Here is a 20,084-nt window from a genome sequence, read left to right as displayed (position 1 = left end):
ATATTTTTCATAGACTTGCACAAGGAGCGACCAAAAGGTTATTAATCGGCAAGTACCACTATCGCAACCACAGTCTCAGTTCTTTCATAGGTTTCGACTGTTGAAATAATCGGTCATCTCAAATTTATCCTAAGCACCTAGCTCGCTAACATTACGCTTCTTTTGTATGCCCCCTCTATCTGTAAGAAATATCTATGAAGCAAAAAGGATTCTCCTTAACCGAAGTTACTGTAGCGCTTATTCTCTTAGCCATAATAAGTTTGTTTTCAGCACCACAAATCATGCAGAAGCAACGTCAAGATCGACTCAACAGCTTGGAATCTTTTATCGACAAATTTCATGACATCAACCAGGAGATGATGACACACGCTAAGAGTCAAGGTGTCGCAGAAATGCCGTTAGCAAAACTGTCAGAACTGAACATTTATGTCAGATTGGGAACGCTAGCGTTGGATGATTTCAATGTAGAGAAAGCGATGGGCGTGCAAGGGTTGAACCTTGCCAATATCGGACCGACCGAGAAACCGTCATTACTTATTTACTTAGGCAAGGAAAAGTCACCTGAACAGATAAAAGAGTCAGGTTGTTTCCTCAGTATCAGCCGCCCATCTCACGGCGCTACGAGTCTAACTGCAACTACGAATAAGTTAACCATCACAAAGTTTTACGACTATTGCTAGAGCTCCATTTTAGAGAGATTAGATTACTACGAAATCTTATTCTTCAATCGGCGTATGCTAGCTAATGTCTTATATACCCTTAAGGTTTTATTATGATCGTCGTGAAAAAAGCAGGTGTCTCTGATGTCAAAAAGGTCTCTCCTCTTTACCTAAAATATCTTGAGTTTTATCAAGTCGATGTTTCAGGTAAAGACCCAGAGTCTTTTATCAAAGCTCGTATTGAGAATGAAGAATCAGTCGTGTACTACGCAACGGATGAAAGTGGGCGGACGCTCGGTTTTGCGCAGCTTTATCCACTCTTCTGTTCGCTAGAAATGCGTAAGATTTGGCTTCTGTACGATTTGTATGTGGATTCATCACAGAGAAAACGAGGGATTGGTGAACGCTTATTGGAACAAGCGGACCAACTGGCAAAAGAGACCGACTCTGCCTTTGTTATGTTAAGCACTGGTATTGATAATAAAACCGCACAATCCGTGTATGAGAAACACGGTTACGTACGAGATGTCGAGTTTTATAACTATGTTCACATGCTTAAGTAATCAAACGAGCACATGAGCAAAGAGCGAAAAGCCGAGTTAATACTCGGCTTTTAATGATCAACTTACACCACTTTGTACTTGCTGATAGACAATCAAAAATAAACCTGCAAATACCGCTACTGTCAGTAAAACCTTTAACCAGAGAAACTTCATTTTTATCTACTCTTCTGGCGCATATTGGTCAAAAACTTCTTGAGCTGTCATTTTCTTGCTGTGTGGTTGCAGATCATAGTATGCGGGCTTCTCATCAGTGAAGATCTCTAAGCTTAATTTGAAATCTGGCTCATTAAATAATCCCGCAGAAAGAATATATTCATCTGTTGCCAACAAGTGGTAATAGATATTCGTGCCGCATTCACCACAAAAACCTCGTACTGCCCATTGGGATGATTGATAGCGTTTAGGCTCAGCACCGTTAAATGTCACACCGGGACCACAATGCACCGCATGCAGAGGCCCACTTGACCACTTTCGACACATATCGCAATGACAAAAGCTCACTTCATTGTGTTGAGGTGCGGTCACTTCAATAGCGCCACATAAACATGTTCCTTTCATCTCTATTCCTCCCTATTCAACCTCCATCATTATGGCGGTTTTAGACACTCCATTGATGTGACCAACCTAGTCTTTCACCACATTCTTTGATGAGTATATTTGCGTGAACTTTATGAACAAAACGTCGTTTATGCTCAATATTCTCTTTATCTACGCATTAGAGACATCACGTTAACACCTTATTAACCTTTAATTCATCACTAGCGAGTCACCCTACCTTGCTAGGAGAACAAATAATAAGACTCTTCAAAACAAGAGAGTCACCAACATAAGGAACGTGAAACATGTTAAAGGTACTCAAACCAACGCTCGCCGCATCCATCATTGCAGCCTCATTTTCTTTCCACACTTTTGCTGCTGATGTTGAAAAAATCCACTTTCTAATCCCTGGTGGTGCTGGTGGTGGCTGGGATATGACGGCTCGTGGTACAGGTGATGTACTGGTTAAATCCGACATCGTTGAAAATGTCTCTTTCCAAAACCTCTCTGGTGGCGGTGGTGGTAAAGCCATTGCACACCTTATCGAAACCGCTGAGCGCCAACCTGATACGTTGATGGTGAACTCAACCCCAATCGTTGTTCGTTCACTGACGGGTATCTTCCCGCAATCTTTCCGAGATCTCACACCAGTAGCCGCAACGATTGCTGATTACGGCGCTATCGTGACCTCCGCGGATTCGAAGTACAACACATGGGAAGATGTGGTCAAAGATTTCGAATCTAACCCACGTAAAGTAAAAATCGCCGGCGGTTCTGCTCGTGGCTCGATGGATCACCTTGTCGTCGCAGCTGCATTTAAAGGCGAAGGTTTTGACGCGCGTAAAGTTCGCTACATCGCGTATGACGCTGGCGGCAAAGCAATGGCAGCGCTTCTGTCTGGCGAAACACAATTGCTTTCAACCGGTCTTGGCGAAGTATTAGAGATGTCGAAATCTGGTCAGGTAAAAGTACTGGCGATTACGGCACCAAAACGTCTAGACGCTGCACCAAACATCCCTACCCTGAAAGAATACGGCAATGAGACTGTGTTCGCGAACTGGCGTGGTTTCTTTGCCGCTCCTGGCACGAGCCAAGCCAAACTCGATGAATGGAACGCGGCTCTGACCAAGATGTACAAAACGGACGAATGGCAAGTTGTTCGTGACCGCAATGGTTGGATTGACAACTACAAAGCGGATAAAGAGTTCTTCGCGTTCCTAGAAGAGCAAGAGCAGCAAATGGGCGATCTAATGCGCGAATTAGGTTTCCTTAAAAAGTAATAACTCCCATCCGAGTTTGTGGGGTTAGCTATAACCTAGCCCCGTTGTATTTGCACTCTAATTTCACCGTATATGGGCATTGTCGATATTCGACAAGTAAAAACTCCTTTGTTTATTGATTGGTAAACACTAAGTAACTCGACTAGCAGCGATGCGCTTAATTGTTAATGACTTGGTCCTTCTTCATTAACGCCCATATACGGTCTTTTCCTGTTGTTCTAGGAGTTGGATATGTCTCATTCAACCAATATTTTTACCAAAGAGAACTTGCTGTGCCGCGATCGTGTTGGCGCGATGATCTTTTTGTTGTTTTGCCTATGCTATGGCTACCAAACTACGCAAATCCCTCTCTTTCCCGGGGATGAATACGAACCCTTCACGGCTCGCACTTTACCGACCATTCTGACCTACGTCGGGATTGGTTTAGCGCTAATGCTATTGGTCACTGGTCAGCCCGATAAACAAAGCGGCGCTGTGATGTCATTCAACTGGAAATTGCTTATCGCCTTTTTAGTTTTGATGGCGCTTTATGGTCTGGGTTTGACTTACATCGGCTTTGTATTAGCGACAGGATTCTTCCTGCTTGCGGGCTTTTACCTTCTTGGCGAACGACGTAAATCGGTGTTGTTTGGAGCCTCATTCCCGTTCGTTATCGCGTTTTACTTGTTGCTCACTCAAGGTCTGGATATCTACCTTGAGCCTGGTCTGATTTTCACCATCTGGTAGTCAAAAGAAAGGACTGAATTATGTTAGATGGAATTCTACAAGGTTTATCCACCGCCGTGATGCCAATGAACATCATGATGGTGATTGTTGGCTGTTTTGTTGGTACGTTTATCGGCATGCTACCGGGGCTTGGTCCTATTTCTGCCATCGCTCTGATGATTCCTATCACCTATGGTTTGGATCCATCTTCGGGTCTGATTCTGATGGCAGGTGTTTACTATGGTGCGGTATTTGGTGGTTCAACTTCCTCTATTCTTATCAACGCACCGGGTTGTTCTTCAACCGTAGTTACCGCGTTTGATGGCTACCCAATGGCGCAGAAAGGACAAGCAGGTAAAGCACTTGCACTGGCGGCTTACTCTTCTTTCACTGGTGGCACGCTTTCAGCAATAATGCTGCTTGTGGCTGCACCTGCATTGGCTAACGTCTCGTTAAGCTTCCAATCTTCTGACTACTTTGCGCTAATGCTTCTTGGCTTATCCGCAGTGGCTGCGTTCGCTGGCAAAGGACAAGTAATAAAAGCATGGATGATGACCATTCTAGGCTTGATGTTGTCTACCGTCGGCATTGATAAAGGCGTCGGTGTCGAACGCTTCACCTTTGGTCTAACGGATTTGATGGATGGCTTTAGCTTCCTATTGTTGGCGATGGCGACCTTTGCGCTTGGTGAAACTTTGATGGGTATTTTGAAGCCTTCTGAAGATACGCGTGATGAAGAACAAGATAAGCTGAGCAACATTGGCTCGATGAAAGTCACCAAGGAAGAAATCAAAGAAGTAGCGCCAGTTTCTATTCGCTCTTCAATCCTTGGATTCTTTACTGGTGTTCTTCCGGGCGCAGGTGCAACCATCGCCGCCTTCTTAAGCTACGGCATGGAACGTAACCTTGCTCCAAAGGATAAAAAAGAGCAGTTTGGTAAAGGCAGCATCCGAGGTTTGGTGGCTCCGGAGTCAGCGAACAACGCAGCATCAAGTGGTTCTTTCGTTCCTCTATTGACCCTTGGTATTCCGGGCTCTGGTACAACCGCAATCATGCTAGGAGCGTTAATCGCTTACGGTATTCAACCGGGTCCTCGTCTGTTTGTTGAGCATCCAGATGTGTTCTGGTCGGTAATTATCTCCATGTACTTCGGCAACATTGTGTTGGTTATTCTTAACCTACCGCTGATCCCATACATCTCAAAGCTGTTGGCAGTCCCAAGAACCGTGTTGTTGCCGATGATTCTGTTCTTCTCCATTACGGGTGTGTATCTGGTTTCTTTCAACACCATGGACGTGTTTGTGATGTTACTTGTGGCAATGGCTGCCATCGCGCTAAGGCTGGCAAACTTCCCTCTCGCACCGCTATTGCTTGGCTTTATCCTTGGTGGATTAATGGAAGAGAACCTGCGCCGTGCATTGATGATTTCCGATGGTGAACTGAGCTTCTTATGGGAACGCCCAATCACACTGACATTCACAGTGCTTGCAGTATTGGTACTTGGCAGTCCGCTGTTTGTAAAACTTTTTCAAAAGCTTAAAGCACAACCAGTAAAAGTTGAGCAATAAGCATTCTATCTCTCCCTCAAGATAGACCTTTGAAACCAAGCCACCCTCTGCGGTGGCTTTTTTCTTGGACTAATCGCTACTTTATTTCTTTGGGTGAGTTGCGTAGTGTTAACCGTTCAGAAACAAAAATTATAAGAACAAAAAAGGATTTTTTATGCTGCTGGAATTTGCTCTCTTGTTTGCCGCAGGCGTCGTGGGTGGGATCATGAACTCCGTCGCCGGTGGTGGTAGCTTCATAACCTTCCCTGCCTTGATGGCGGTTGGCGTGCCTCCTATCATGGCGAACGCGACGAATACTTATGCTTCTTGCGCAGGCTACATCAGTGGTGCAATCGGCTTTCGCGAAGAAATCATGAAGAACAAGCAAGAACTGGCTTTCACTATCTCTTTCAGTTTGATTGGTGGCGCTGTCGGTGCTTACCTTCTGCTGAATACGCCGGAATCTGTTTTTCTTGAAGCTATTCCATGGCTACTGTTATTCGCAACCGTGCTCTTTTTAACTGGCTCACGCATGACCGCGTTGATTAAATCTCTGACCAAAGAGACCAAACACGCCGGCATTCTGGGTGTGATTGCACTAAGTCTTCTTTTGATTGGCGTCTCTGCTTATGGCGGCTTCTTCAATGCGGGACTAGGCGTGATCGTATTAAGTTATTTAGTGGTTGCAGGGCACCAAGACATCAACTTAATGAACGGGCTTAAGCTGCTGGTTTCGACCTGTGTTTCTCTGATTGCCATCGTAATTTTTGTTGCTAACGGTTCGATCGATTGGACCAAAGGCAGCGTTGTAATGGTTGGCACATTAGTTGGCGGCTACTTGGCAGCGCGAGTATCTCGCCAGTTGAATCCTAGTCATGTAAAAGGCTTCGTTGCCCTCTCTTCTATCGCGATTACCATTTACTTCTTCGTAGATGTCTATGCCTAACTCAATACCACGATATAACCAAAGCCAAGCGCTCATTGCTCACAAACAAAAACGCCATCGCAAACTACGATGGCGTTTTTATTAGTTCTAAGTGAAATTACTTAATCAAACCCACTTCTTTGTAGTACTTCTCAGCCCCTGGATGAAGCGGCGCAGATAGACCATCTTTCACCATTTCTTCTTTCTTCAAGTTGGCGAATGCTGGGTGTAGACGGCGGAAATCATCAAAGTTTTCGAATACCGCTTTCACTACGTTGTAAACTACTTCGTCTGGCACGGCCGTTGAAGAAACAAACGTCGCACCTACACCAAAGGTTTGGACATCACTTTCTGAACCGCGGTACATGCCACCCGGTACGTTTGCGATACGGTAGAAGCTGTTATCAGAAACCAACTTCTCAACTTGTGGACCGGCTACCGTTACGATATTGCTGTCACACGAGGTAGTTGCTTCTTTAATCGCACCACTTGGGTGACCGACTGTGTAAACCATCGCGTCGATCTTGTTATCACACAGTGCTTTTGACTGTTCTGATGCTTTTAGCTCAGATACCAGCTTGAAATCATCATTCGTCCAACCGTACTCTTTCATTAGCACTTCCATGGTACCGCGCTGACCAGAACCTGGGTTACCAATGTTCACTCGTTTGCCTTTTAGGTCATCAAACGTGTTGATGTTAGCGTCTTTACGAGCCACAACGGTGAACGGTTCTGGGTGTACAGAGAACACCGCACGAAGCTCTTTGAATGGTCCTTTATCTTCAAACTTGCTCGTACCGTTATAAGCATGGTATTGCCAGTCCGACTGCGCGATACCTAAATCCAACTCACCTGCGCGAATGGTATTGATGTTGTAGATAGAACCACCGGTACTTTCTACTGAACAACGGATGCCATGATCAGCACGTGATTTGTTCACCAAACGACAAATTGCACCACCCGTCGGGTAGTACACGCCAGTTACACCGCCCGTACCAATGGTTACGAACGTATCTTTAGCAGAAACTGAAAAACTTGTACTTAGTGCAGCCAGAGAAGCCGCGACAGCAATTTGCTTGAGCTTTAACATTGAACGTCCTTATTTTTCCTTTGTTTATGGCTTGGTAAGTATAGCAATCGTTAACAAACTGATAACGTTTAAGATCACATCCTGAGAATTATCACCACGCAGCAAAAGGCATTGATCGGTAAGCAATTATGAACCGTGTTCGACTTTAGTTTTAGCCCAACCAAAAAGCCCGCAGAATTTAACTGCGGGCTGTCCGGTATTTCAATAATACTTAGTCGGTCGCTAGGGTTCTCTCCTCGCTGTTGTCATTGACTGCGGATGCACTTTCATTCCCTTTCCCGTGTGTCCATAGGTAAATGGATGGGATCACGGTAAGCGTGACGATCATTGAGATCACGCAGCCCCAACCAACCACCAGCGCCATCGGCGACATGTAGTTATCGTAGCCACCCAAGCCGTACGCAAGCGGGATAAGACCTGCAACGGTTGTGATTGTGGTTAAGGTGATTGGTCTCACTCGGCTTTGCGTTCCACGAATTACAAACTCCAGCAAGTTGGTATCGTTACATTCCGCTTCGTGTTCTTTGAAGTGCCAAATCAACACCAAACTGTTGTTCACCATAATACCAATCAAGGCAATCATCCCGATGATGGAGAAAAAGCTCAGCACCTGATTATGTAAGAACAGAATGAACAGCGCGCCTGCGATGCCAAATGGAATCACCGTCAGCACAATTAAGGTTTCACACATTCGGTCAAACAGAAGAATCAGAAGCAACGCAATACCAATAAACGCCACGCTAATCGCGATCATAAAGCCTTGTTGCGCTTCTTGTGTTTCTAAGATCTGCCCTGTCGCAATGATAGAAGCACCGCCGTATTCTTTATTGGCAAAGGTTTCTTGAACCGCAGCAAAAACGGCAACGGGATCGGTCACGGTCGAATCGACACCTGACGACACGCGAATCACTCGCTCACCATTGAAGTGTTTGATTTGCGCTTCTGCATCGGCATTTTTCCAGCGAACCAACTCACTTAATGGCACCAGTTTGTTATTGCTGGCACGAACCAGAATGTTATCCAGTTCTTTTAAGGATTTGTCGTCATCTTCTAGCGCGACTCGGAAGTAAACTTCTTCTTCGCCATTAAAGATCCTTGTCACGCGTTGACCGTCAATCGCAAACTTAATGATATCGCCGACCTTGTTGGCACTGATGCCGTAGTACTTAAGCCAATGATGCTGTAGCTCAACTTGAATCTGTGGTGCTGGAGCATTTAAATCACGTCGTACTCGGCTCGTCCCTTCTAATGACTCAATGTACGCCGTCAGCTCATTAGCTAGCTTTTCTCGCCCTTCATCCGTACCGCCGACGACACGCAAATCCACCGGACGCCCTACCGGAGGACCGCCGCCATCAATATCGAACTCAATTTGAGCCAACCCAGTAATTTGCGTCGCTTTCTCTTCCCACTCTTCGACGATTTGTTCTGCAGTTCTTGTTCGGTTGTTTGGTGGTGTTAATGAAATCACCCAATAGCTATTTGGTGAGCTCACTTCGCCGTACCAATAATTCACCTCTTCAGTGCTTTTGATCAGCGCTTCGAGATGTTGTGTTTCTTTCCAGACGTCATCCAAATCTAACTCTGGATTCGATTCAGCACTGATTTCTATCAAATACGCGCCGTCTGTTGGGAAGAACAAGAAGCTCAAACTCTTATATGAAATCGCTCCTAAAGTCAGAATCACTACGGTAATACATGGCAGCGCTACTTTGCTGTTTCGAATGACAAGTTCAATTAAACGATTCAGTGCGCTTAAATCTAAAAATGGCTTTTTCTTTACCTGACTCTTCTTACTCAAAATGCCTTTTAAATGGGCAGGAATAAAGAACAGCGCGTCGATAAACGAAAAGCACAACGCAATAATGACCGTAAGCGGAATTACATAAACCAATTTACCGCTGTTTCCCGGTAAGAAGAGCAAAGGTATGAAGGCAATCATGGTCGATAAAATGCTTGCTAGGACCGCTGGGAATACACTCTTCACACCTTGCGAGACCGCCTTATCAACCGGATAACCTTCTTCAACTAGTGCCACGATTTTATCGCTCACCACCACGGCATCATCGACAATAATTCCGACAATCAAAATTAAGGCGGACATAGTGAACACATCCAGAATCTGCCCGAAAGGAGGCAGCAAAGCCAGCGTGCCGAAGATACATACGGGAATAGAAACCGCGACCCAAAATGCAATGCGTCTATCAAGGAAAAGCGCCAACGTGATCAGCACCAAGCCAAGTCCAACCAAGCCGTTGTCTTGCACTATGCGCGCTTTCTCTTGGATGTCTTCAGACAAATCAGAACCGATGGCAATAGTGTATTTGTCACCGAGCAGTTTTTGCTGATTTGCAATCAGAGCTTTCACCGCGTTAGAAGTGCTAATAACGTCCGCGCTTTCATTAGTTCTTAAGTCAAAAAGAATACTCTTATTACCGTTGATTGAGCCATAAACCTCGCCTTTTTCAAACCCATCCTCAATGAGACCTGCAACGTCTTTAAGTTGAATATTCGGGCTGAATGAGATGAACATTTCACGTAGCTCTTCAATGCTATCCAGCTCGGCAGAGGTCATCAGTTCTGGGTTGTTCTTTAACGTTTCCAGACGACCACCGCTGATCAGCGTATTACGCTCTGCAATCAATGCCGCCACTTGATCCAACGTTAAGCCATAACGTCTCAAAGAAATCGGTTCGAGTTGGATTAAGAACTCTGGCGCACGCAAATCGACGGTGTAAACTTCACCAATCCCTTCGACCCGTCGCAAAGCCAACTCTAGGTCTTTGGCTTTATCTCGCAGTGCTTTATAACCAACATCACCAGAAATACCGACCACCATGAAATCCAAGCTGTACGATTTTTTGATCGACAGCGTTGGCGCTTCGGTCACACCAGCGGGTAAATCCGTTACCCTTGCCAGTGCATCTCGAATGTCTTGGTAAACGGCATTCGGATCAGAGACATTGCTGTCCAACACCACACTGATGTTTGACACGCCCGTTTCCGACGTAGAGGTAAACTCTTTCAATCCAGAAATAGACAGCAATTCTTTCTCAATTTTACTGGTGATGTTGCTTTCAATATCTTTCGCACTGGCACCAGGATAAACCGTGACGATATCGCCTTTTCCTAAGTCAAATCGAGGCTTCTCAGCAAGGGGAAGATTGTAGGCAGTAAGGGCACCAATGCTGATGATCAAAATGGTCAGGATTTTAGACGCAAACTTTCGGTGAGAGAGCAAATCTAAGAAGAAATTCACAGTGCCTCCTGATCATTGAAATACACGTACGATTCCATTCCCGGATTAAGCTTGCCGTTAGCGTTTTCTACCGTCACTTCAACAAGGAAGCCCGGCTCACTGTTTTGGAAAGCAGGAGAAAGTAAAGTGATGGTGCCGTCCAACGTCTGCTCAACAGAAGGCACTTCGACCTTAACCTTCTCGCCTTTACTGAACTTGTTGAAATCAATCTCTAACAGGTGAAAACGTACTTTCAATCGTTCCATATCTGCAATGGTAAAGAGCGCATCACCCACCGAAATAAACTGCCCTAGCTCAACAGAGCGATTGATGACCACCCCATCAAAAGGTGCATCCGGAGAGGCTTTATCCAGCGTTCGTGCGGCGATTTTGTAGTGTGTATTACTTACGTTGAATTGAGCTCGACCAATGTTGGTTACACGAATTTGGTTGTCCACGTCACTTGCCGAGACGCCATTACTGGTCAGCAAGGATTGATAACGCTTTAATTGCTTTTCTTGAATATCTAACTCGGCACGACTCACCTCTAACTCGTTACGGGCTAAGTCCAAACTCAATGCATAGTCTTCTGAGGACAGAGACAATAGCTCCTGCCCTTGAGTCACAGAGTCACCGTTATCATAACGATAAGAATCCACCACGCCGACGACTTCACTTTTTACCACAACACTTTTTTCAGGAATCAGTTGACCAACAACGTAATCGCTCGCTGCATGAGCAGCGCTTGATAAAAGAAATAAAGGAATTAGTACGGATCTTTTTTTCATTTAGTTATCTCATTTCCGATGAACCAAATGACTTGTGTAACCGTTCCTCCGACAAGTCACCACTGACAGGAACACACAAGCCTTTAGTGTTTACTAAGGCATTAACCAGAAGTACAGCAAACGATTAACGCTCTTATTTATTGATGCTTGATATATAAATTATCAGTGGAGGTGTGGAAAAAAAGTGAGTCCTGAATGAAGCGTTTAACTACTTAAATCGAGGGAGTCCTTTCTGATTTGTTAGTACTTCGTTCAATCAAAACCGTTGCAGGTCTGTCGAGAGAAACTCGCCATGATTTGATATACCCCTATAACCTCGCGATGCTTGGCTATAAAAAAAGAGACAAGCCGATCGACTTGTCTCTTTCTCATTTCATCTTATTGTATTTATACCCAGGTCACTCCTAGATACTTAGGTATAGTACATCAATCTCTGAGCCATTGATGATCTTCACCACCATCTTTCTTATTGAAAAATGCAGAGTGTTGCTGTTTGAACTGATCTGCTTTTATCTCTGAAATCGGCCACAATGTAAAATCTTCACGAATAAAGCTATCGTCAATACCAAACTCAAGCGTTCTTAGCTTATTGCCGATAAATCGATAGATGTACGTTTCACCGGTCTTCTCGCACACCATTGGTACATGCGACATCGGCTGACCATTGACTGAAACTGACACCCATTTACTGCTCTTTGGCTCACAAGACGCTTGATTTACTACATCAATTTCGAACTTGTTGTCTAAGGTCGTACCGACAAAGACGACGGTGGAATCTTGCAAATAGACGCGCCTTAATAAAAGCTGTTTAGTATCTTGAGTACGTGTGGTTTGAATACCATTAGAAAATGGTTCGAAGTAAGACCAATGCCAGTTCCATTGCATGCCTTTTTCAACAAAGTGAAGTTGAGGTATGGTTTTCCAAGCCACAATACCAGCAAGCGCCGCAATAAAAGCGATCAGGATAATTAGAATTCGAACAAGTGAATGCATTAGACTGGTTTTTCTACAAGTAATTTAACACCAAGTGCAACCAGTACCGCTCCAGTTGCCCCTTCCATCCATTTCATAAAACTTGCATTTTTTAACAAGCTTTTCGCGGAATTTAATGCACCAGCCAGACCACATTGCCAAACCATCGCAATCATAAAGTGAATAGACGCCATGAGCATAGATTGCATTAATGGAGAACCTTCTGGGTTAACAAACTGAGGTAAAAACGCCAAATAGAACACTGCCGTTTTTGGATTAAGCACATTAGATAAGAAGCCTTCACGGAAAGAGCGTTTACCGCTATACGCTTGGTGGGTCTGTTCAGAGACAGCAATGCCGCCATTCGATTTCATTAACGCTCTCAAACTACTTAATCCAAGCCAGATCAAATAAGCAGCACCCACCATTTTCACCATTTGAAATAGTTCAGCGGATTGAGCTAAAACAGCAGAGATGCCTACAGCAGAGAAAAATGCATGAACAAACAGACCGAAACAAATACCTAAACTTGTCGTACAACCATCTTTAAGACCTGCACGACTGGTGTTACGAATCACCAAAGCGGTGTCCAATCCCGGTGTAAGCGTCAAAATAGTGATGGCAATGAGGAATGCCTCAAAATTCAAAATATCCATATTCTTGTAGTGAGTGATTGTGCATTACCCATCAATACCGTCAATCCACGCAATTCGCAAGCAACTTTTGTGATCAACATCGTTGAAAATCACATAACGTACAAAGCCATACGCATAAAAGCACTTAATAAGCATACACACAAATGATTTTAAGATGCAGGGCTCAAAACGTTGTCATTGATTCGAGGTCAAGGAAAACAACGTAGCGTCTACAAACCAAGTCATTCTCGCTAAACAAAGCATCTCGAGGTTACTTGAGCATAAGGTCTTTCTTATATAAAGAGAGTTACTACTATTTCTACAACTTTTATAAAAACGATCAACCTCCTTTACTACTCTTCTATTTCCATCAGGAATTATAGTTTATTTCAACAACACAAAATAAACGAAAGTTGGTGTGCAAATGGGATATATGCTTCTTTTTCATTGCTGCCTGATGATCGCAATTTGGTTATTTATATTTGCGCCACTATTTAGTAACGCAAATACCTTAACGATGAATCTTGTTGGCAAATTAGAAGACCGATGTGAGATAAATTTCACGTCAGGTCAGAAAATCGACTTGTCAGACAGCAATATAAAAACACTACCATTGGACATATATTGCAACCAACCACTCGGCGTAAGCGTATATTCAAAAAATGGCGGACTAAAACTGGATAAAAGAGATGATATTCCACCATTCGAGTATTTATTTGAAATCAACATTAACAAAGCAAATATTCATGAAGAAGTAAAAAGCATTGATTTGCTCTCTGAAAAACGCTTTGACAGTTCAGGTGTTATTCCTTTCTCGGCACTAGGAGAAATTAGAATAACACTAGAAGACCGCTTGCTATACGCAGGCTATTACGAAGACGTGATTGAAATTGATGTATTCCCCTCAATTAACAGCGTCATCAACTAGGAGTTCTGTATTCGATACAGAGAAAGGCTAGCTCGGTGGGATTTGGGCTAAACATGTATGTTATCTCTCAAGTTAAAGGAATCTTTTTATGAAAAAACTTACGATTTGTGCAGCGGCTGTTACAGCAATTTTCGGTTCGCAAGTTCACGCAGGTCCGGGTGATGTTCAATTAGTGGGTTATGTTTCTCCAGTATGTGAAGTATCAGGGCTTGCTACTCAATTGCTCGACTTTGGTGATGTAACACAAGAACAAACTGTTTCTATCGATCTGGATATGAAATGTAACGATGTCGATGGTGCAACCGTTTCTTTGACCAGTTCTGAAGGTGGTCTTGAATCGGATGATGACGAAGATTTCGCGCTAACTTATACCGCAACTTTTGCGCCTACAGGTCTTCCATCATTTGATCTAAATGCACCTGGTGGTCCGGGTTTAAACGATGTCTCTAGTGAGCTGTCATACCCAGGTTCTTCGGGTCTAGCATCTGGTGTTGATGCGACATTGACTGTACAAACAACAGAAGTGGCAACATGGGCGGGTGGCTACTCAGATACGCTAACCGTTAACGTGACTTCTAACTAAGTTCCCCTCCGGGAGGCTAAGCGTATGGCCTCCCTTTCTACACAGCCATACCAAGCTGACATTGATGGAGCTCAACATGACTCGATGGATTATCCTAGTCGCAACATTTTTATTTTGTTCTTACGCTAACGCATACAAGGTTGAACCTATGGTTGCTGAGATTGAACCCATAGGCAATCGAGCCCAAATGTCGATGCGTATCGACAATACATCCCGAGTACCCCTAACTGTTGAGCTCTATCCTTTTTCAATGACCATGGATGAGCAAGGTGTAGAAACAACAAAACCCGCAGACGATGAATTGCTCGTTATTCCAGTAACCGCAATCATAGAGCCAGGTCGCTCTCAATCGGTCATGATTCGTTATTTGGGTGATCCTTCAATCTCTGAATCAAAAGCATACCGTGTCTCCATTAAGCAGGTTGAAGTAGCCCGTGGCGAAGAACAAAGCGCTAAGATGGGGTTATTACTTCAATTCAATACACTAATTAATGTTAAGCCCCAAAATACATCGGCAAACTTAGATATAAAAAGTGTCAAACAAAAAGGAAGCAAATGGATTGTTGAAGTAGAGAATAATGGTAATAGTTATGGCAGGCTAACGAATACTAATTGGCATTTAACGGATGGCAGTAATTCTAAATACCTAAAAGGATTAGATATCAGTAAGTTAATCGCAGGCACACTTGTACTTCCTCATTCAACACGATTTTTTGAAATGAAACCATTGAAAGGGTTTGACGTGTCAGATTTGTCGATAGAAATAGAACAGGACAAATAACATGTTCTATCAATCTATAACATGTCTAATCTTGTTATTATTTAGTGGTTTTTGTAATGCAATCATTATTTCACCGACTGTATTTGAATTGAACACTGATAGAAATACAACATCACAGGTCATAGTGACAAATAATTCAACAGAAAAAATGCCGCTAGAAGTAAGTATTCATCAGCTAGTATTTAAGAAAAATGGTCAATATGAAACCAAAGCATTAAATAGCGACGTACTTTTGGTTTTTCCACCAGCAGCAATGTTAGCACCGAACTCAAAGCAAGTATTTCGTATTCAATGGCTTGATCCTTCTGTACAAAAAACATCCTCTAGCTACTTTATACGCTTTACGCAAGCTCATTTAGCGGGTGCTAATGGACAAAGTAGAGCTTTGCCTATGCAGCAGAGCGGAGTCAAAATTAAAGTGCATTATAACGCGCTGCTTCATGTGTACTCCAACAGCCAACAACCAGACGTCACCTTGGAAGTGTCTGATGCCGGACAATTGGTTATTCGTAATACTGGCGAACGCTTTACCTACTCTCGGCTACTGTATTTTGAGCCGTTAACAGCGACAGAAAATTACTCGCTCCAACAACAAGTCGGTGACCAATTTTTGCCACCATTTTCTACCTTCACCCTGCGTTCACGGAAAGCAATCCCAGTAGGAAAATATCATGGAAGAGAGCAATGAGCTTCGGAGCAGTGCTGTTTGGCTCCTATTCATTTTATTAACGATTTTATGTATCGCTCAAATCAACATCAGTTGGGCACGCGAGGTTGTGCTTAATCCAACAGGTCGAGATATCGAGCTATCCTCTCTTTTAAAAATCAGTGACAGCGTCTTGGGTCAGGCACAAGTCACCATTACCGCTGATGACGAGATTCGCTTACCGAAAGACAGTACCATCGCCCTACTTTCGTCATCTGTCGCCGAGTCAGCCTTAGAGAAATTACGAGACGCCCATTCAGAGACCTTATCTCAAGAAGACTTTCGACGTGCCGGGCTTGGGCTTACCTTTGATTTATCCACCCTAGAATGCATCATTTCAGTTCCTAACGAATTGAGCGTCACGCGACAAATATCGTTAGCTGAAGACAATGAACATTTTAATTATTCTGAACCCAGCTTTTTCAGTGGTTATGTTAATGTCACCGCATCGGCGAATGAAACTCAGACCATAGCAGAGCAAAATGACCGACAAAGTATTTACAGTACAAGATTTGAATCGGGCTTAAACGCAGGTTCTGCAAACCTTGAATACGAAGCCACCTTTGAAAATGGCTCGTCTCAAGACTCAGATTATTACCGCCAAGGCACGCGCTTAAACTATGATTTTCCTTCACAAGGAACGCGCCTTGTATTGGGTGATATGTTTAACTCTGGCAAGAGCTTTCAAGATGGTACCGACATCCTCGGAATCGGCATCACACGTGATTTTACTTTAATTCCTACTCGAAACGTGCGCCCTAAAGCCAATCAGTCTTTTACATTGCAACGCACGTCGAATGTCGACGTTGTTATCGATGGCATTGTCGTTCAGAGGCTGACACTGGGCGCAGGCAGCTATAACTTGAGTGATATCCCTCTCGCACAAGGTACTAACGATGTCGAATTGGTGATCACCGACTCTTCTGGGCAAACCGAAAGAATTCAATTTTCTGTCGCAACGGGGAATGACCTTCTTAACAGCGGAGAGTTTGAGTACAGTTTAATGGCGGGCGTGCCGTCAGAGGTCAATAACAACGAGCTCGATTATCAAACCGATCAAAAATTGATACATGGTTATCTTGATGTTGGTGTATTGCCATGGCTTACGCTAGGCGTAAACGGTCAAAAACGTGAAGACCTGTACCAATATGGTGGGACGGCTTTAATTGCAAGCTCACTAGGTGTCACCGAACTGTCCGCCTCTCAAAGCCATCATCCCACTCTCGATTCTGGGCAAGCATTTCGCATCGCTTTCGATGCAGAATTTGATGATGACAACCCTTGGCAACCACAATTAAGTGTTTTCTATGAATACCAATCGGAAAACTTCGCGGGCGTAGAAAGCTACGACACCATCGACTCTCCTCTCAACCAAACCACTCACTATGCCTCGGCGTTTGGTGCGTTTTATATTAATGACGATTTACGTGCAGCCATGACGGTCAATTACCGCTCTGGCACTGAAGATACTGCGAATTATTGGTCAGTTAGCCCTAGCCTGTCCGGTTCGTTCTTCTCGACACCTGCGACATGGAGCGCAAGGGTCAACTATCAGAACAACGACGTCGGTTCAGATGAATGGAATACGTCTCTCACGTTAAGCTGGCCATTAAGCGATTCCACACGATTAGTCAGCCGCTACAACAGTGAGGTCGATCAAGCAGTACTAGACCTCACTTATCAAAATAATGTAGGTAATACTGGGGGCATGTCAGGCTATGCTTCTGTTGTTACCAGCCGAGACAGCGACGCTGACATTGACCTTGGCGTTAACTATTCTGCCAACCGCTTTCAAGTTATCGCTGACCACGCTACGCGTATGGAGAGTTTGAACGAAGATATAAGAAACCACAGTACGCGTGTAGAAGTCAGTAGTGCGATTGCCTTTGCTGGTTCCTCAATCACAGTTGGACGCCCAGTCCGTGAAGCGTTTGCAGTGGTATCTAAGCACCCAAGCTTGGAAGAAAACAATGTTGATATCGATCCAACTCTAGACGGTGAAAACGCTCGCGTATATAGCCATAGCGCATCCAATGTATTGATACCGGACTTGGTTGCCTACAACCCTCAATTGATCAGTTATGACGTAGAGAACCTACCGCCCGGTTACGATTTAGGTGACGGGGCATTTTGGCTGAATCCTGGCTACAAACGCGGTTACCAACTCAAGATTGGCTCAGATTCTGTGTTAACCGTAATGGGAACATTACTCGATCGACGTACTGGCAGCCCTATCCCACTCATTGCTGGCGTGGCGACTTATTTGGGTAGCGAAAACCAACAGCCCATCGAATTCTTTACTAATCGAAATGGCTTGTTTGCAATCTCCGGCTTACGCCCCGGTCAATACCAACTCACACTCGACACAAAAGAAAAACAGACTGTGGTGATCACTTTAGATGAACGCAGCAATGTTTTAATCAGATTAGGAGAGCTTTATGTGGATTAAACCTTTTATCACTCTAATATTGCTTGCTCCCCCAGCATTAGCGGGTTCTCTTTGCTCAATGAGTAACTTAAGTGTCGAACCTGCTTCTACGCAGGCACGCTATGATGTGTTTGCCTCTGGTGCATACACACTCATTTCGACATATCGACTACGCGCGAATATTGAAGGCGAACAATGCCAAATTCCGGTCAAGTTAGAGATTGATGATGGTGACTCTTTTTTAAAAGGAGAAGCCAATGCCCAGCTAATTTTTGAATGGCAAGGCGGGAACGGTTACCAAAAAGGTAATCAATGGCATGTCGTCTTAACAGAGAATAACGCTGATATCACCTTTCAAATACGTTATCCGGCTCAACAATGGCTCGCCTCAGGTATTTATCAAGGTAAGCTCGAAGCAACAGTATTAACCGAACAACTGCTCAATAACGAATATGTTTTACCAGCTGTGACAAATATCGCAGTCACTGTTTTGCCGATGGCCAAAATACAGTTTTATGGTTTGACTCAACAGCATTACGAATTGGATATGGGGATACTCCAATCCAATAAAGTAGTTACATCCGCGCCCAAACTTTGGATTCAAAGTAACGCCGGATATAACTTGGTTTTTGAATCAACAAACCGAGGTGCGCTCCGACACGAATCTGCGGACACCCAGTGGGACATTAGCTACGATATGTATCTGGATTCTAAGCAAATTAACCTAGATCAGGCGAGTGCTAGAGTCAGCGAAAATACGCCATCTAAGGGACACGCTAACAACATGAAATTTATCATCGGCGATACGCTAAATAAACCGGGAGGTACCTACAACGATGTGCTCCAGATCTCAATTGAACCTAAGCTTTCGCAACAACCTTAGGCAGTCGCAAAGTTGAAACAGAGAAAAGTGGCGAGCACTATACCCCTAGACTAAGGTGATTACATTATCAATATTATTAGTACAAAACTATTATATAGGGGCTAGTTATGAATATGGGGACGCGTAGGAATGAATTAGAATCTAACATCCTTCTTATTGGTGAAAACTGTATTCAAAACCAGTTTATTCGCCGAGAGTTGGAAAAGAACCCCCAAAACAAACTTACCCGTAAAAGCATCCATTGCTTAGACGACGAAATTAACTTGTCCAGCTACAACGTTGTTCTGATTTCTAACTATTTATTGGAAGAAAGACCACTGTCTGACTACATCTCACTCAAAACAAAAAACACCGACTTAGTGGTTTATGACGTACCGAAAACGGGCTCAGATCTTCGGCTTTTTTCTTGTCTCAATCTCAAAGGCGTACTTTATGAAGATTCGCCAATAGAGCATTTAACTCGCTGTATCGATGCCGTCTTAAGTGGCGAATTATGGTTACCTCGAAAACTGATGGCAAAAATGCTGATTCATTTCAGACCTTATGCCATCAGCTCTCAAGAAATCAGCAACACATTAACGAAAAGAGAAAAACAAATCCTCGATCGTATTGTTCAGGGACAATCAAATTTAGAAATTGCTGACGCCCTGTTTGTTGCGGAAAGCACGGTAAAAACCCATGTTTACAAGCTTTACAAAAAACTCAACGTTAGCTGTCGTAAGGAAGCCATTCAAAAATTCAGCCGCCCTCTTAGGCAAGAAACTCAAGAACATTAGCCATCGCTGACTCTAGCTTTGTTTCTCAACGCTCCTTTTGGTTAGGTGTACAAGTGTCTG

The 20,084-nt window shown here is 43.9% G+C and carries 19 protein-coding genes; 13 read left to right on the top strand and 6 right to left on the bottom strand.

The window, feature by feature from the left end; all coding sequences use genetic code 11:
• The first annotated feature begins 194 nt into the window (after positions 1-194).
• Positions 195-680, top strand: a complete 486-nt coding sequence (locus AACR11_RS06185) for a type II secretion system protein (protein ID WP_009696964.1) — start codon at positions 195-197, stop codon at positions 678-680.
• A 92-nt stretch (positions 681-772) separates the two neighbouring features.
• Entirely contained in the window at positions 773-1,222 is a 450-nt protein-coding gene (locus AACR11_RS06180) for a GNAT family N-acetyltransferase (RefSeq protein WP_005451904.1), read from the top strand.
• A gap of 159 nt (positions 1,223-1,381) precedes the next feature.
• On the opposite strand, the gene AACR11_RS06175 is transcribed toward AACR11_RS06180, so the two are convergent.
• A complete protein-coding gene (locus tag AACR11_RS06175) occupies positions 1,382-1,780 on the bottom strand; it encodes a GFA family protein (protein WP_005451902.1) in 399 nt (132 codons plus the stop codon).
• Between the two features lie 284 nt (positions 1,781-2,064).
• On the opposite strand from AACR11_RS06175, the gene AACR11_RS06170 reads away from it, so the two are divergent.
• From AACR11_RS06170 to AACR11_RS06155, 4 genes are all read left to right on the top strand, one after another.
• Positions 2,065-3,039, top strand: a complete 975-nt coding sequence (locus tag AACR11_RS06170) for a tripartite tricarboxylate transporter substrate binding protein (protein WP_079325604.1) — start codon at positions 2,065-2,067, stop codon at positions 3,037-3,039.
• Between the two features lie 231 nt (positions 3,040-3,270).
• Positions 3,271-3,765: a tripartite tricarboxylate transporter TctB family protein gene (locus tag AACR11_RS06165; RefSeq protein WP_005451900.1), complete on the top strand. Its 495-nt coding sequence runs from the start codon at positions 3,271-3,273 to the stop codon at positions 3,763-3,765.
• 20 nt (positions 3,766-3,785) lie between these two features.
• Positions 3,786-5,312, top strand: coding sequence for a tripartite tricarboxylate transporter permease (locus AACR11_RS06160; protein WP_005451899.1), 1,527 nt, complete (start codon positions 3,786-3,788; stop codon positions 5,310-5,312).
• Positions 5,313-5,466: 154 nt separating this feature from the next.
• Positions 5,467-6,237 carry a sulfite exporter TauE/SafE family protein gene (locus AACR11_RS06155; protein ID WP_029789757.1) on the top strand — a complete coding sequence of 257 codons (771 nt, stop codon included), beginning with the start codon at positions 5,467-5,469 and terminating at the stop codon, positions 6,235-6,237.
• Positions 6,238-6,334: 97 nt separating this feature from the next.
• Here the strand turns inward: AACR11_RS06155 and AACR11_RS06150 are convergent, their stop codons facing one another.
• The 5 genes from AACR11_RS06150 to AACR11_RS06130 all read right to left on the bottom strand — a co-directional run bounded on the left by AACR11_RS06150 (position 6,335) and on the right by AACR11_RS06130 (position 12,960).
• Positions 6,335-7,306: a TAXI family TRAP transporter solute-binding subunit gene (locus AACR11_RS06150; RefSeq protein ID WP_005451897.1), complete on the bottom strand. Its 972-nt coding sequence runs from the start codon at positions 7,304-7,306 to the stop codon at positions 6,335-6,337.
• 211 nt (positions 7,307-7,517) lie between these two features.
• Positions 7,518-10,565, bottom strand: coding sequence for an efflux RND transporter permease subunit (locus tag AACR11_RS06145; RefSeq protein ID WP_079325602.1), 3,048 nt, complete (start codon positions 10,563-10,565; stop codon positions 7,518-7,520).
• Entirely contained in the window at positions 10,562-11,332 is a 771-nt protein-coding gene (locus tag AACR11_RS06140; protein WP_029789759.1) for an efflux RND transporter periplasmic adaptor subunit, read from the bottom strand. Before AACR11_RS06140 ends, AACR11_RS06145 begins: the two co-directional genes overlap by 4 nt.
• A gap of 426 nt (positions 11,333-11,758) precedes the next feature.
• Positions 11,759-12,325, bottom strand: a complete 567-nt coding sequence (locus tag AACR11_RS06135; RefSeq protein WP_005451891.1) for a hypothetical protein — start codon at positions 12,323-12,325, stop codon at positions 11,759-11,761.
• Positions 12,325-12,960, bottom strand: coding sequence for a LysE family translocator (locus tag AACR11_RS06130; protein WP_009696973.1), 636 nt, complete (start codon positions 12,958-12,960; stop codon positions 12,325-12,327). The genes AACR11_RS06135 and AACR11_RS06130 overlap by 1 nt, the downstream gene beginning before the upstream one ends.
• 403 nt (positions 12,961-13,363) lie before the next feature.
• Here AACR11_RS06130 and AACR11_RS06125 point away from each other — a divergent pair, with 403 nt between their 5' ends.
• From AACR11_RS06125 to AACR11_RS06095, 7 genes are all read left to right on the top strand, one after another.
• Complete coding sequence (locus tag AACR11_RS06125; protein ID WP_223295806.1) at positions 13,364-13,867, top strand: hypothetical protein; 504 nt, start codon at positions 13,364-13,366, stop codon at positions 13,865-13,867.
• 88 nt (positions 13,868-13,955) lie between these two features.
• Complete coding sequence (locus AACR11_RS06120; protein ID WP_005451888.1) at positions 13,956-14,450, top strand: hypothetical protein; 495 nt, start codon at positions 13,956-13,958, stop codon at positions 14,448-14,450.
• Between the two features lie 76 nt (positions 14,451-14,526).
• Positions 14,527-15,231 (top strand): molecular chaperone, encoded by a 705-nt coding sequence (locus AACR11_RS06115; protein ID WP_050902775.1) that lies wholly within the window; start codon positions 14,527-14,529, stop codon positions 15,229-15,231.
• Position 15,232: 1 nt separating this feature from the next.
• Positions 15,233-15,919: a fimbria/pilus periplasmic chaperone gene (locus tag AACR11_RS06110; protein WP_050582044.1), complete on the top strand. Its 687-nt coding sequence runs from the start codon at positions 15,233-15,235 to the stop codon at positions 15,917-15,919.
• The gene (locus AACR11_RS06105; protein WP_029789762.1) at positions 15,903-18,386 is read left to right on the top strand and encodes a fimbria/pilus outer membrane usher protein; all 2,484 of its coding nucleotides are present in this window, start codon (positions 15,903-15,905) and stop codon (positions 18,384-18,386) included. Before AACR11_RS06110 ends, AACR11_RS06105 begins: the two co-directional genes overlap by 17 nt.
• Entirely contained in the window at positions 18,376-19,248 is an 873-nt protein-coding gene (locus tag AACR11_RS06100; RefSeq protein WP_017819447.1) for a hypothetical protein, read from the top strand. Before AACR11_RS06105 ends, AACR11_RS06100 begins: the two co-directional genes overlap by 11 nt.
• A 107-nt stretch (positions 19,249-19,355) precedes the next feature.
• Positions 19,356-20,024: a response regulator transcription factor gene (locus AACR11_RS06095; RefSeq protein WP_017188108.1), complete on the top strand. Its 669-nt coding sequence runs from the start codon at positions 19,356-19,358 to the stop codon at positions 20,022-20,024.
• Positions 20,025-20,084: the final 60 nt, after the last annotated feature.

The organism is Vibrio sp. L85, assembly GCF_963871815.1.
Lineage (GTDB): Bacteria > Pseudomonadota > Gammaproteobacteria > Enterobacterales > Vibrionaceae > Vibrio > Vibrio harveyi.
Note: the sequence above shows the minus strand (reverse complement) of the source record. Positions and strands in the feature narration are given on the sequence as shown.

Coding starts and splice junctions, on each gene's coding strand:
- AACR11_RS06175 (WP_005451902.1), bottom strand. CDS start 1,780: ATGAAAGGAACATGTTTATGTGGCGCTATTGAAGTGACCGCACCTCAA.
- AACR11_RS06100 (WP_017819447.1), top strand. CDS start 18,376: ATGTGGATTAAACCTTTTATCACTCTAATATTGCTTGCTCCCCCAGCA.
- AACR11_RS06110 (WP_050582044.1), top strand. CDS start 15,233: ATGTTCTATCAATCTATAACATGTCTAATCTTGTTATTATTTAGTGGT.
- AACR11_RS06135 (WP_005451891.1), bottom strand. CDS start 12,325: ATGCATTCACTTGTTCGAATTCTAATTATCCTGATCGCTTTTATTGCG.
- AACR11_RS06150 (WP_005451897.1), bottom strand. CDS start 7,306: ATGTTAAAGCTCAAGCAAATTGCTGTCGCGGCTTCTCTGGCTGCACTA.
- AACR11_RS06105 (WP_029789762.1), top strand. CDS start 15,903: ATGGAAGAGAGCAATGAGCTTCGGAGCAGTGCTGTTTGGCTCCTATTC.
- AACR11_RS06115 (WP_050902775.1), top strand. CDS start 14,527: ATGACTCGATGGATTATCCTAGTCGCAACATTTTTATTTTGTTCTTAC.
- AACR11_RS06095 (WP_017188108.1), top strand. CDS start 19,356: ATGAATATGGGGACGCGTAGGAATGAATTAGAATCTAACATCCTTCTT.
- AACR11_RS06185 (WP_009696964.1), top strand. CDS start 195: ATGAAGCAAAAAGGATTCTCCTTAACCGAAGTTACTGTAGCGCTTATT.
- AACR11_RS06155 (WP_029789757.1), top strand. CDS start 5,467: ATGCTGCTGGAATTTGCTCTCTTGTTTGCCGCAGGCGTCGTGGGTGGG.
- AACR11_RS06140 (WP_029789759.1), bottom strand. CDS start 11,332: ATGAAAAAAAGATCCGTACTAATTCCTTTATTTCTTTTATCAAGCGCT.
- AACR11_RS06165 (WP_005451900.1), top strand. CDS start 3,271: ATGTCTCATTCAACCAATATTTTTACCAAAGAGAACTTGCTGTGCCGC.
- AACR11_RS06180 (WP_005451904.1), top strand. CDS start 773: ATGATCGTCGTGAAAAAAGCAGGTGTCTCTGATGTCAAAAAGGTCTCT.
- AACR11_RS06160 (WP_005451899.1), top strand. CDS start 3,786: ATGTTAGATGGAATTCTACAAGGTTTATCCACCGCCGTGATGCCAATG.
- AACR11_RS06125 (WP_223295806.1), top strand. CDS start 13,364: ATGGGATATATGCTTCTTTTTCATTGCTGCCTGATGATCGCAATTTGG.
- AACR11_RS06170 (WP_079325604.1), top strand. CDS start 2,065: ATGTTAAAGGTACTCAAACCAACGCTCGCCGCATCCATCATTGCAGCC.
- AACR11_RS06120 (WP_005451888.1), top strand. CDS start 13,956: ATGAAAAAACTTACGATTTGTGCAGCGGCTGTTACAGCAATTTTCGGT.
- AACR11_RS06130 (WP_009696973.1), bottom strand. CDS start 12,960: ATGGATATTTTGAATTTTGAGGCATTCCTCATTGCCATCACTATTTTG.